Source organism: Streptomyces sp. McG3, assembly GCF_018619185.1.
Lineage (GTDB): Bacteria > Actinomycetota > Actinomycetes > Streptomycetales > Streptomycetaceae > Streptomyces.
In genome coordinates, this window is the sequence record NZ_JAAXYC010000049.1 from 24,168 (window position 1) to 36,816 (window position 12,649).

The window sequence follows — 12,649 nt, forward strand, 5'->3', positions numbered from 1 at the left end:
CGGGCGACAGGCAGGCGTAGGTCTATCAGCTGACCTCTACGATGATGCTACCCGTCAGTAATAAGGCGCAACCCCTCAAGCCGTAGATGTGTCCGATTACTCTTTGCAGCATGTACGGCTACGACCAGAACCCTGGTGCTCAGCAGCAGATGGGTCAGATGGGCCAGATGGGTCAGATGGGCGGCGGCTACGGGGAGCAGCCGCTGTATCCCGAACCGTCGCCGCCCTCCCTGGCCGACGCGGTACGGGCCTTCACCACCGGCTCCCTCTCCGCCGAGGACTTCCAGCAGATCTTCGCCACGTCGAAGGTCTACTGCCCGCGCGGCGACAACCCGGGCTTCCTGGCGCTGCACAACACGCAGCAGCCGGTGATCCCGATGTTCACCACGCTGAAGGAGCTGCGGCTGTACGCGGGCAAGGAGTCCAAGTACTTCGTGATCACCGGGGCCGAGGTGATCGACCTGCTGCCGACGGGGTACGGCTTCGTCCTGGACATGGAGGGTGATCACCGGATGGTCTTCGACGCCAAGGCCGTCGAGCAGATGGTCGACTTCGCGATGCGCCGTATGTACGGATAGGCGTGTACGGGAAGGAGTGACGTCCAAGTGGGTCGCTGACCTGCTGTTTCGTTGTTCGGACGCGGGTCCGTGCCGGGAGTGGCGCGGGCCCTTTTCGCTGTCGGGGTCACGGGCGGGCCCACCGGCGCGGCCGCCCGGGAATGCGCGACGCCTTGCAGGATGTTCACCATTCAACTAAATTGATCGCAGAACACTCGCCCGGAGGTGGCTTCCATGCCCGCAGTGACCGTCGACAACCCGCTGACCCTGCCCAAGGTGACCGCTTCGGGTGACGCCGCGGCCCGTCCCGTGCTCGCCGTCACGACCGCGCCGAGCGGCTTCGAGGGCGAGGGCTTCCCCGTCCGCCGCGCGTTCGCGGGGATCAACTACCGGCACCTCGACCCGTTCATCATGATGGACCAGATGGGTGAGGTGGAGTACGCCGCCGGGGAGCCGAAGGGCACACCCTGGCACCCGCACCGCGGCTTCGAGACGGTCACGTACCTGATCGACGGGACCTTCATCCACCAGGACTCCAACGGTGGCGGCGGCACCATCGAGAACGGCGACACCCAGTGGATGACCGCCGGATCCGGCCTGCTGCACATCGAGGCCCCGCCGGAGTCGCTCGTCATGTCCGGCGGCCTCTTCCACGGCCTCCAGCTCTGGGTGAACCTGCCCAAGGCCGACAAGATGATGGCCCCGCGCTACCAGGACATCCGCGGCGGCGAGGTGCAGCTCCTCGCCTCCCCCGACGGCGGTGCGCTGCTCCGGGTCATCGCCGGTGAGCTCGACGGCCACGAGGGCCCCGGCATCACCCACACCCCGATCACGATGATCCACGCCACCGTCCGGCCCGGCGCCGAGGTGACCCTGCCGTGGCGCGAGGACTTCAACGGCCTCGCCTACGTCCTGGCCGGGCGCGGCACGGTCGGCGCGGAGCGCCGCCCCGTCGCGATGGGCCAGACCGCGGTGTTCGGGGCCGGCGGCTCGCTGACCGTCCGCGCGGACGAGCGGCAGGACGGCAACACCCCGGACCTGGAGGTCGTCCTCCTCGGCGGGCGTCCGATCCGGGAGCCGATGGCGCACTACGGACCGTTCGTGATGAACAGTCAGGCCGAGCTGAAGCAGGCCTTCGAGGACTTCCAGGCCGGCCGCCTGGGCACGGTCCCCGCGGTCCACGGCATGTGACACCTCCCGCCGCCCGCGCCAGGTGACTCCCCGTCACCCGTACGGGGGCGGCGGACGGGCCGACCGCTGTGCCGCGTGATCGGGTGGGAGGGTGCCCGCACCCAAGCCCCTCCTTCCCGAGAGCGCCCGTCGCGCGGCCGCCTGGTGCGGTGTCGTCCTGCTCGTGGTGGGCGTCGCCGCCGTCGCGATCTGGCTGGTCGTGGTTCTCAAGACCGCGGTCACCCCGGTGCTGCTCGCCCTGCTCGGCACCGCGCTGCTCGGCCCCGTCCACCGGTGGCTCATCGCCCGCAGGCTCAACCGGTCGCTGGCCGCGGGGCTGACCTGTGCGGCCCTCGTCGCGGTGGTCGGGGGCGCCGGGTACATCGTCGTCACCGCTCTCGTCGACTCCGGAGCCCAGATCGTCGACTCGCTGAAGGACGCCGGCCAGTGGGTCGTGGACCACCTGGACATCGCGGGGGCCACGGACGTCGACGACCTGGCCGACAACGCGAAGAACCTGGTGGAGAAGTTCGGGGCGAGCGCGGCGGGCGGTCTGCTCAGCGGCATCAGCCTGGTCGGTTCGCTGGTGGCGACCAGTGTGCTGGCCCTGCTGCTGACCTTCTTCTTCCTGCGCGACTCGGACCGGGCGGTGAACCTGGCCCACTCGGTGGCCCCGCGCGGCACCGGGGACCTCGTCGAGGCCATGGGGCGCCGGGCGTTCGAGGCCGTCGAGGGCTTCATGCGCGGCACCACGTTCATCGCCCTGATCGACGCCGTGTGCATCACGGTGGGCCTGCTGATCCTGGACGTTCCCGGGGCGGTCGGGCTCGGCGCGCTGGTGTTCGTCGGCGCGTACATCCCGTACCTCGGGGCGTTCCTCTCCGGCGCGGTGGCGGTGCTGGTCGCGCTGGCCGACCGGGGGTTCGTGATCGCCCTCTGGGTCCTGGGGGTGGTCCTCGCGGTCCAGCTGCTGGAGGGCCATGTGCTCCAGCCGATGATCCAGAGCCGTACGGTCCAGATGCACCCCGCCATGATCATGATCGCGCTGACGGCGGGGGCGAGCGTCGCGGGCCTGCTCGGCATGCTGCTGGCCGTGCCCCTGTGCGCGGCGGCCTTCGGTGTCCTGGGTGAGCTGCGCGGGGGGTACGGGGCCCGTCCCGGTCCGGCCCCGGCGGGCGGGTCCTCGCCGGCCGGAGGCCCCTAGGGTCTTTCGTTCGGATCATGCCGGGCTCGCGGGGTCCGGCCTGATCCGAACGAAAGACCCTAGGCCGGGTCCGTAAAGTCTCGTCCGGCACGCGGGCGGACGGCGCTACTTCTCGGACACTCCCTACGAGCGCTCGACGGCGTTCGCCCCGCGCATCGACTGGAACAGACCCAGCACGATGAACACCCCACCGGCGACCATCAGGACCACGCCGACCTTCGTCAGGGTGATGACAGGGGTCTCCACGCCCTCCGTGAACAGCCGTAGGGCCACGCCCACGGCGAAGGTGATGACACCTTCCAGCAGATTTTTCGACGCCTTCTTCACGCGCGGCCACGCTCCTTCGCACGGGCGCCGGGGCGCCGTTGACGGGTCTTGACCAGCGTAGGAACGGAGCGTGCGCCCGTCCTCGCCCCGCAGGACGAAACAGCGGTACACCGTTCGACGGACCGGCTTCCCCGAGGAGGACAGGCCACCGCCCGCCGCCGCGCTGTGCGGCGCGTTCTATGCGTCGGGCTGCCGCGCGTGCTCCGCCGGCGACTCGTACAGCTCGAACCAGATGGACTTCCCCGCCCCGCGCGGATCCACCCCCCACGCGTCCGCCAGCATCTCCATCAGCACCAGCCCCCGCCCGCTGGACGCCATCTCGCCCGGCCGCCTCTTGTGCGGCAGTTCGTCGCTGGCGTCGGCGACCTCGACGCGCAGCCGCCGCTCCCCCTGCTCGCCGGAGATCTCCGCCACCATCAGTGCGTCCCCGTCGGTGTGGACGAGCACGTTGGTGGCCATCTCGGAGACCATCAGGACCGCCGAGTCGACCTGGTCGGGATCGCTCCAGTCGTGGAGCAGTTCGCGCACGAGCTGCCGGCCGACCGAGACCCGCTCGGGCTCGGCCTGCGCGATGGTCAGGACGCTGCGGCGCGGCGGCGTCTTCCGGGCGGAGACGCTCTCGCGCCGCAGCACCAGGACCGCGATGTCGTCCTCCCGCCGGTCCGCGAGCGGGCCCGTCGTGTAGTGCGAGGCCGGCCCGTGCACGGCCTGGACCAGGGCGTCGGCCAGCTGTTCCAGGTCCTCGACGGGCTCCTCCAGGACCGGGCGCAGCCGGTCCCAGCCGGTGGCCATGTCGTGCCCGCCCGTCTCGATGAGACCGTCTGTGCAGAGCATGATCGTCTCGCCGGGTTCCAGGACCACCCGGGTGGTGGGGTAGTCGGAGTCCGTCTCGATCCCGAGCGGCAGCCCGCCGGCCGTCTGCCGGATCACCGCGGTCCCGTCGGCGCTGATGACCACCGGGTCGGGGTGGCCCGCGCGGGCGATGTCCAGGGTCCCGGCCTCCGGGTCCACCTCCGCGTACAGGCAGGTCGCGAAGCGCGGCGTCGCGGGCTCCTCGTCGCCCTCGACGCTCTCGTACGCGTCGGTGAGACCGGACAGGAAGCGCGAGGCCCGGGCCAGCACGGCGTCCGGGCGGTGCCCCTCGGAGGCGTAGGCGCGCAGGGCGATGCGGAGCTGGCCCATCAGTCCGGCGGCCCGTACGTCATGGCCCTGGACGTCGCCGATGACCAGGGCGATACGGCCGTTGGGCAGCGGGATCATGTCGTACCAGTCGCCGCCCACCTGGAGCCCGCCGCCGGTCGGCACGTACCGCGCGGCCACCGTCATGCCGGGGATCTGCGGGCCCAGGGTCGGCATCATCGAGCGCTGGAGCCCGAGCGACAGTTCGCGTTCCGTCTCGGCCACCCCGGCGCGGGCCAGCGCCTGGGCGAGCATGCGGGCGACCGTCGAGAGCACCGCGCGCTCGTCCGGGGAGAACGCCACCGGATGCCGGAACCCCGCCATCCAGGCGCCCATCGTGCGGCCGGAGGACACCAGGGGCAGAAAGGCCCAGGACTGCCGTTTGAAGCGTCGGGCGAGCGGCCAGGTGGCTGGGTAGCGGCGGCGGTACTCGTCGGGGGAGGGGAGATAGATCGCCCGGCCGGTGCGGACGACCTCGGCGGCCGGGTAGTCCGTCTCCAGGGGCATGTCGGTGAAGGGCTCCTCGTCCTCCGAGTTGTGCCCGTGGTGCCCGATGATCGTCAGTCGCTCCCCGGCGGAGCCGAAGACCGCGAGGCCGTCCGGGGAGAAGCCGGGCATCGAGAGCGAACCGGCGACCCGCAGCACCTCCGCGGTGGACCGGGCCTCGGCCAGCGCCCGCCCGGCGTCCAGCAGGAACGCCTCCCGGGACCTGCGCCAGTCCCCGGTGATCGGCGTGTGGGCGGCGTCGGTGGAGCCGGGCTGCGGCTCGGCGACCTCCTGGAGCGTGCCGAAGAGGACGTAGTTCCCGGCGTCCTGGTCCGGCGGGACGACCGGCTTGGAGCGGCTGCGCACCGTACGGAGGACCCGGCCGCGCTCGTCCACGATCCGCAGCCGCGCCTCGGCGAGGGTGCCCTCGGTGACCGCGAGGTTCACCACCCCGTAGATCTCGTTCCAGTCGACCGGGTGGAAACGGGAGCGCACCGCGGATTCCCGGTAGCTGCCCGGCTCGGCGGGCAGACCGAGCAGCCGGGCCGCCTCCGCGTCGAGCGTGACCGTGCCGGCTGCGTTGTCCCAGCGCCACAGGCCCGTCGCGATCGCGGCCAGGACTTCCTCGGTGCGCATTGCCCCACTTTAGGAAGATGTGCTCGGCGGACGCCACCGAGGGGCCGCCACCTGCCCCGGGGCCGGCGGGTACGGCGACGTAAAGGGAAATGAACCGTCCCGGTCCCGGGCGGTAGCCTGGGGAGGCTCCGATCCACCCCCAACCGCGAAGACTGGATGAACGACGATGCATCGGTACAGGTCCCACACCTGCGGCGAGCTCCGCGCCTCTGACGTCGGCACCGACGTCCGGCTGAGCGGCTGGCTGCACAATCGCCGAGACCTGGGTGGCATCCTCTTCATCGATCTGCGCGACCACTACGGTCTGGTGCAGCTCGTCGCCCGCCCCGGCACCCCCGGCAACGAGGCCCTGGCGAAGCTCACCAAGGAGACCGTCGTCCGGATCGACGGCAAGGTCTCCGCGCGCGGAGCCGACAACGTCAACCCGGAGCTGCCGACCGGCGAGATCGAGATCGAGGTCACCGAGGTCGAGGTGCTCGGCGAGGCCGGCCCGCTGCCCTTCACGATCAACACCGAGGACGGCGTCAACGAGGAGCGGCGCCTGGAGTACCGCTTCCTCGACCTGCGCCGCGAGCGCATGCACCGCAACATCCTGCTGCGCTCGGCCGTGATCGCCTCCATCCGCTCCAAGATGGTGGCCCTCGGCTTCAACGAGATGGCGACCCCGATCCTCACCGCGACCTCCCCCGAGGGCGCCCGTGACTTCGTCGTCCCGTCCCGGCTGAACCCCGGCAAGTTCTACGCGCTGCCGCAGGCCCCGCAGCAGTTCAAGCAGCTGCTGATGATCTCGGGCTTCGACCGCTACTTCCAGATCGCGCCCTGTTTCCGCGACGAGGACGCCCGCGCGGACCGCTCCCCGGGCGAGTTCTACCAGCTCGACGTCGAGATGTCCTTCGTCGAGCAGGAGGACGTCTTCCAGCCGATCGAGAAGCTGATGACCGAGCTCTTCACCGAGTTCGGCAACGGCCGCGAGGTCACCTCGCCGTTCCCGCGCATCCCGTTCCGCGAGTCGATGCTGAAGTACGGCAACGACAAGCCGGACCTGCGTGCCAAGCTGGAGCTCGTCGACATCTCGGACGTCTTCGCCGACTCCGGGTTCAAGGCGTTCGCCGGCAAGCACGTCCGCGCGCTGCCGGTCCCGGACACCGCGGGCCAGTCCCGGAAGTTCTTCGACGGCCTCGGCGAGTACGCCGTCGAGCACGGCGCCAAGGGCCTTGCCTGGGTGCGCGTGGGCGAGGACGGGGCGCTGGCCGGACCGATCGCCAAGTTCCTCACCGAGACCGACGTCAAGACGCTCACCGAGCGCCTCTCGCTGGTCCCGGGCCACGCCGTCTTCTTCGGCGCGGGCGAGTTCGACGAGGTCTCCAAGATCATGTCGGCCGTCCGGGTCGAGGCCGCCAAGCGCGCCGGCCACTTCGAGGAGGGCGTCTTCCGGTTCTGCTGGATCGTCGACTTCCCGATGTACGAGAAGGACGAGGAGACCGGCAAGATCGACTTCTCGCACAACCCCTTCTCGATGCCCCAGGGCGGCCTCGCCGACCTGGAGGAGAAGGACCCGCTCTCCATCCTCGCCTGGCAGTACGACATCGTCTGCAACGGCATCGAGCTGTCCTCGGGCGCCATCCGTAACCACGAGCCCGAGCTGATGCTCAAGGCCTTCGAGATCGCCGGTTACGACCGCGAGACCGTCGAGCACGAGTTCGCGGGCATGCTCCGCGCGTTCCGTCTCGGCGCCCCGCCGCACGGTGGCATCGCCCCGGGCGTCGACCGCATCGTGATGCTGCTCGCCGACGAGCCCAACATCCGGGAGACGATCGCCTTCCCGCTCAACGGCAACGCCCAGGACCTGATGATGGGCGCCCCGACCGAGCTGGACGAGACCCGCCTGCGCGAGCTGAACATCCAGCTGCGCAAGCCGGTCGCCGCGAAGGGCGCGGGCGCGTCGGAGAAGGCCACGGAGAAGTAGTTCCGGAGAAGCAGCCCTCGCGGCTCCTCCCGCTCCGCGGATGTTTCACGTGAAACAGCCCCCGATCACCCGATCGGGGGCTGTTTCGTTGCGTGCGGCGGAGAGCCGATGACGACAGGGCTACGCGGTCAGGGCGACGCGGTACAGCCGGATGGCCCCGGATCGGGTTCGGCCGGGCCGGGCCCGGCAAAGACTGGCACCGAGGCACCCCTATCGCACCGCGTGCCGTCCGGCCACGCCGCCCGCCGTCATCCGAGGAGCCCGCCACCGTGTCCGTCCCGCGCCGCCCGCCGGCCCTGCTCGCCGCACCGCTCCTCGTCCTGGCCCTGCTGCTCACTGGCTGCGCCTCCGACGCCGCTCCCGCGAAGGCTCCCGTGGGAGCTCCGGGGCTGGGCGCCGCGGGCCCGGAGTCCGACGCCGCCTCCGTACGCCGGGCATCGCCGAGCCCGGACCCCACGCCGAGCCCCGCCGGGATCCCCGGCCTGGGACCGGAGACCCTGGCCCAGGTCCCCGCCGAGGCCCGGCAGGTGTTCGTCGTGACCGGCGAGGAGACCGACTCCCACCAGTCCGGCGCGGTCCTGTACAGCCGCGAGGACGCGGCGGAGAGCTGGCAGCCGATCCTGGGGCCCTGGCCGGCGCACAACGGCATGGAGGGGTGGACGGACCACCATGTGGCGGGCGACCTGAGGTCCCCCACCGGCGTCTACCCGCTCACCGACGCGGGCGGCCGGCTCCCCGACCCGGGAGCGCTGCTGCCGTACGACGAGCACCCCCGGTTCGCGGTGGACGGCGAGGGCTTCTTCGGCGAGCCGCTGGAGGGCTCCTTCGACTACGTCGTCGCGATCAACTACAACCGCACGGCGGGCGTCAGCCCTCTGGACCGCACCCGCCCGCTCGGCCTCGGACGCGGCGGCGGCATCTGGGTCCACGTCGACCACGGCGGCCCCACCCAGGGCTGCGTCTCCGTGCCCGAGGAACACATGGAGGAACTCCTGCGCACCCTGGACCCGGCCATGAACCCGGTGATCGTGATGGGGGACGCGGCGACGCTGGGGCGGTGATCGGGCGTACGGGCGGGGGCCCTTGCCCGTACGCTGAGAATGTTCCCCGGTACAAGTGACCCGGTGGCCCGGTGCAGGAGGAGGTCGTTGTGAGCGTGGTCGAGGACCGCGTCCTGACGCAGGACGTCTTCGAAGAGCTGGCCCGTAGCGCCATACGCGCGGAGGAGGCACTGCGACTGGAGTTCGTGAACGGGAAACTGGGGGTCAAGGCTGTGCCGGACGGGGACCACGGGCGGATCATCGCCTGGCTGACGCAGATCTGTATGCAGTCGGATCCGAGCCGCTGGCTCTTCGGCGAACAAGGCCTTCGTATCGAGTCCTACCGCAAGGGCAACGCCCGTCCCGATGCGAGCCTGGCTCCCATCGATGCCTTCGTCGGCCAGGGCGAATGGGCCAGCCCCGACGACGTCCTCATGGTCGTCGAGGTCACCTCGTACGACGAGGACACCGACCGCCGCGACCGCGTCGAGAAGCCGCGCGCGTACGCCGAGACCGGTATCCCCGTCTATCTGTTGATCGACCGGGACAGCTGTGAGGTGAAGGTCCACTCGGGACCCGACGGCGTCCGCTACGAGCAGGTCGTCACCGTGCCGTACGGCAAGACCGTCACCCTCCCCGACCCGGTCGGGATCGAGCTGGCCACCGAACCGCTCAAGAGCTGGGTGCGCTGACCCGGAGCCGGAACGCGATGAGCCCGGGACCGCTGTTCACGGTCCCGGGCTCATCGTGCGTACGGAGGCGTTACGCCGGCTTCTCCTCCAGGCGCGGGAACAGCACCGCGCCCTTCGTCACCGTCGCGCCCCCGGGCAGTACGCCCCAGGCGCCCGCGTCCTGGACCTTCTGGTCGGCCAGCGCGCCCAGGGACTCCTCGGCGCCCAGGGACTCCCAGAGCTGCTGCGAGGTCTCCGGCATCACCGGGTTGAGCAGGACCGCGACCCCGCGCAGGGACTCGGCGGCCGTGTACAGGACGGTCGCCAGGCGGGCCTGGCCCTCCGGGCTGGTGTCCTTGGCCACCTTCCACGGCTCCTGCTCCGTGATGTAGCCGTTGACCTGCTTCACGAAGTCGAAGACCGCCAGGATGCCGGACTGGAAGTCCAGCTCCTCACCGATCTTCCGGTCGGCGGTCGCCACGGCCTTCGCCAGGCCCTCCCGCACGGCCAGCTCGGCGTCACCGACGGCCGTCGCCTCCGGCAGCGCACCGCCGAAGTACTTGCCGACCATCGCCGCGACCCGCGAGGCGAGGTTGCCGTAGTCGTTGGCCAGCTCGGAGGTGTAGCGGGCGGTGAAGTCCTCCCACGAGAACGACCCGTCGCTGCCGTACGCGATGGCCCGCAGGAAGTACCAGCGGTACGCGTCCACGCCGAAGTGCGAGGTCAGGTCCTGCGGCTTGATGCCGGTCAGGTTGGACTTGGACATCTTCTCGCCGCCGACCATCAGCCAGCCGTTGGCGACGACCTTGCCGGGCAGCGGCAGACCCTGCGCCATCAGCATCGCGGGCCAGATCACCGAGTGGAAGCGGAGGATGTCCTTGCCGATCAGGTGGACGTTCGCCGGGAACGTACCGTCGAACTTCTCCTGGTTGGCGCCGTATCCCACGGCCGTCGCGTAGTTGAGGAGCGCGTCGATCCAGACGTAGATGACGTGCTTGTCGTCCCACGGCACCGGGACGCCCCAGTCGAACGTCGAGCGCGAGATCGACAGGTCCTGGAGCCCCTGCTCGACGAAGTTCACGACCTCGTTGCGCGCCGACTCGGGCTGGATGAAACCGGGGTTCGCCGCGTAGAACTCCAGCAGCTTCGGGCCGTACTCGCTCAGCTTGAAGAAGTAGTTCTCCTCCTTGAGGAGCTCCACCGGCTTCTTGTGGATCGGGCAGAGCTTCTGCCCGGCGAACTCGCCCTCGCCGTCGATCAGATCGCCGGGGAGCTTGTACTCCTCGCAGCCCACGCAGTACGGGCCCTCGTAACCGCCCTTGTAGATCTCGCCCTTGTCGTACAGGTCCTGCACGAACTCCTGCACACGGTCGGTGTGCCGCTTCTCCGTCGTCCGGATGAAGTCGTCGTTGGCGATGTTCAGATGCTCCCAGAGGGGCTTCCACGCCTCCTCGACGAGCTTGTCGCACCAGGCCTGCGGCGTGACGTTGTTCGCCTCGGCCGTGCGCATGATCTTCTGACCGTGCTCGTCCGTGCCGGTGAGGTACCACACCTTCTCGCCGCGCTGGCGATGCCAGCGCGTGAGCACGTCGCCTGCGACGGTCGTGTAGGCGTGGCCCAGGTGAGGAGCGTCGTTGACGTAGTAGATGGGGGTCGAGACGTAGTACGCCGTCGCCCCCTGCTTCTCGGATCCAGTGGCCGCCATGGTCGAAATCCTAACGGCCAGATCAAGATCCACTCACATCGATAAACGGGGGACCCCGTGCGGGCGGAGCGGCGGCCTCCGGTGGAGAGCTTTGCGAAACATCCGTTGCCGTAATGGTTCCCGTAGGAAAGTCGCATCCTGGGAGGGAGCGGACAAGCGTGCACGAGGCAGGGGACATCACCATGCGGGTACTGGTCGCCGAGGACGAGGAGATCCTCGCGGAACTGGTCGCCACCGGACTGCGCCGGGCCGGCTTCGCCGTCGACACGGTGTACAGCGGGGACGCGGCCCTCGCCTACCTCGGCCTGCACGACTACGACGTCGTCGTGCTCGACCGCGACCTCCCCCGGGTGCACGGCGACGACGTGGCCCGCCGGCTGGTCGCCTCCGGCTCCCGCACCCGGATCCTGATGCTCACCGCCTCCGGCACCATGGAGGACCGGGTCGCCGGGCTCGATCTGGGGGCCGACGACTACGTGGCCAAGCCGTTCGAGTTCCCCGAGCTGGTCTCCCGGGTGCGCGCCCTGCGCCGGCGCAGCGCCAGACCCGTACCGCCCCAGCTGGAGCGCCACGGCATCCGGCTCGACACCGTACGGCGCTCCGCGCTCCGCGACGGCCGGGATCTGGACCTCTCGCCGAAGGAGTTCACCGTGCTGCAACTGCTCCTGGAGGCCGACGGCGGCACCGTCAGCGCGGAAGAGCTGCTGGAGCGGGCCTGGGACGCCAACGCCGACCCGTTCACGGGCGCCGTACGCGTCTGTATGAGCAAGCTCCGCGCCAAGCTCGGCGAGCCCGCGCTGATCCGCACCGTGCAGGGCGTCGGGTACGCCCTGTGAAGCGGCCGTCCCTGCGGCGGCTGGTGGACGCCTCGAAGCTGCCGCACTCGACGATCCGGACCCGGATCGCCCTGGTGTACGGCGGTGTCTTCCTGGTGCTCGGCACCGCCCTGCTGGCCACCGTCAACCTGGCCTCCCGCGCCGGTACGGAGACCGAGGCGCGGTCCATCGCCTCGTCCGCCGCCGTCGCCCAGCCCGGCTACGCGGTGAACGGTCCGCTGATCTCCCGCCGGCACCTGGGGCCGCCCACCGTCTACGACCTCACCGACAACGTCAGCAACGCGGCGGGGCAACAGCTCCTGTACTGGTCGATCGCCGCCCTGCTCGTGATGACGGGCTGCGCGGTCGCGGTGGGCTGGTGGACCGCCGGGCGGGTGCTGCGCCCCGTCCACGACATGACCGAGAAGGCCCGCCGGCTCTCCGCGCACACCCTGCACGAGCGCATGGCGCCCACCGGGCCCGACGACGAGCTCAAGGAACTGGGCGAGACGCTGGACGCGCTGCTGGCCCGGCTGGAGAAGGCGTTCGACAGCCAGCAGAGATTCATCGCGAACGCCTCGCACGAGCTCAGGACCCCGCTGGCCACCCAGCGCGCCGCGATCCAGATCGGCCTGGACGATCCGTCCGCCGAGGACCTCGTGCGCACCCGGCAGACCCTGCTGGACACCAACCGGCGCAGCGAGCGGCTCATCGAGGGGCTGCTCGTGCTGGCCCGCAGCGAACGGGGACTGGCCGCGGACGAGCGCGAGGCGGTCCGTCTCGACCACGTGGTCAGGGAGGAGGCGGCCCGCCGTCCGGCGGTACGGGGCGTGAGCGGTGGTCCGGAGGGCCGGGGAGCGGAGCGCGGTGGTCCGGAGGGCCGGGGGCCGGGC

The 12,649-nt window shown here is 70.6% G+C and carries 11 protein-coding genes; 8 read left to right on the forward strand and 3 right to left on the reverse strand.

Annotation, left to right across the window (positions count from 1 at the left end):
- Positions 1-110 precede the first annotated feature (110 nt).
- From HET64_RS11395 to HET64_RS11405, 3 genes are all read left to right on the forward strand, one after another.
- Entirely contained in the window at positions 111-578 is a 468-nt protein-coding gene (locus HET64_RS11395; protein WP_007447855.1) for an SseB family protein, read from the forward strand.
- Positions 579-791: 213 nt separating this feature from the next.
- The gene (locus HET64_RS11400) at positions 792-1,748 is read left to right on the forward strand and encodes a pirin family protein (protein ID WP_215104444.1); all 957 of its coding nucleotides are present in this window, start codon (positions 792-794) and stop codon (positions 1,746-1,748) included.
- Positions 1,749-1,839: 91 nt separating this feature from the next.
- Positions 1,840-2,931, forward strand: coding sequence for an AI-2E family transporter (locus HET64_RS11405; protein WP_215104446.1), 1,092 nt, complete (start codon positions 1,840-1,842; stop codon positions 2,929-2,931).
- 123 nt (positions 2,932-3,054) lie between these two features.
- On the opposite strand, the gene HET64_RS11410 is transcribed toward HET64_RS11405, so the two are convergent.
- Both HET64_RS11410 and HET64_RS11415 read right to left on the reverse strand, forming a co-directional pair.
- Positions 3,055-3,258 carry a DUF5708 family protein gene (locus HET64_RS11410; protein ID WP_215104448.1) on the reverse strand — a complete coding sequence of 68 codons (204 nt, stop codon included), beginning with the start codon at positions 3,256-3,258 and terminating at the stop codon, positions 3,055-3,057.
- A 177-nt stretch (positions 3,259-3,435) separates the two neighbouring features.
- Positions 3,436-5,559 (reverse strand): SpoIIE family protein phosphatase, encoded by a 2,124-nt coding sequence (locus tag HET64_RS11415; protein ID WP_215104450.1) that lies wholly within the window; start codon positions 5,557-5,559, stop codon positions 3,436-3,438.
- Between the two features lie 166 nt (positions 5,560-5,725).
- Between HET64_RS11415 and aspS the strand changes: the two genes are divergently transcribed.
- The 3 genes from aspS (at position 5,726) to HET64_RS11430 (ending at position 9,257) form a co-directional block, all read left to right on the forward strand.
- Positions 5,726-7,525 (forward strand): aspartate--tRNA ligase, encoded by a 1,800-nt coding sequence (gene aspS, locus HET64_RS11420; protein ID WP_215104452.1) that lies wholly within the window; start codon positions 5,726-5,728, stop codon positions 7,523-7,525.
- Positions 7,526-7,794: 269 nt separating this feature from the next.
- Positions 7,795-8,586 carry a L,D-transpeptidase family protein gene (locus HET64_RS11425; protein WP_215104454.1) on the forward strand — a complete coding sequence of 264 codons (792 nt, stop codon included), beginning with the start codon at positions 7,795-7,797 and terminating at the stop codon, positions 8,584-8,586.
- An 89-nt stretch (positions 8,587-8,675) separates the two neighbouring features.
- The gene (locus HET64_RS11430; RefSeq protein WP_215104456.1) at positions 8,676-9,257 is read left to right on the forward strand and encodes a Uma2 family endonuclease; all 582 of its coding nucleotides are present in this window, start codon (positions 8,676-8,678) and stop codon (positions 9,255-9,257) included.
- A gap of 70 nt (positions 9,258-9,327) precedes the next feature.
- Here the strand turns inward: HET64_RS11430 and metG are convergent, their stop codons facing one another.
- Positions 9,328-10,941 (reverse strand): methionine--tRNA ligase, encoded by a 1,614-nt coding sequence (gene metG / locus HET64_RS11435; protein WP_215104458.1) that lies wholly within the window; start codon positions 10,939-10,941, stop codon positions 9,328-9,330.
- 182 nt (positions 10,942-11,123) lie between these two features.
- Here metG and HET64_RS11440 point away from each other — a divergent pair, with 182 nt between their 5' ends.
- Together HET64_RS11440 and HET64_RS11445 are read left to right on the forward strand one after the other, a co-directional pair.
- Positions 11,124-11,777: a response regulator transcription factor gene (locus tag HET64_RS11440; RefSeq protein ID WP_032752670.1), complete on the forward strand. Its 654-nt coding sequence runs from the start codon at positions 11,124-11,126 to the stop codon at positions 11,775-11,777.
- Positions 11,774-12,649: histidine kinase dimerization/phospho-acceptor domain-containing protein (locus tag HET64_RS11445; protein WP_215104460.1), on the forward strand; the 876-nt coding region annotated here is incomplete at its 3' end. The genes HET64_RS11440 and HET64_RS11445, both read left to right, overlap by 4 nt.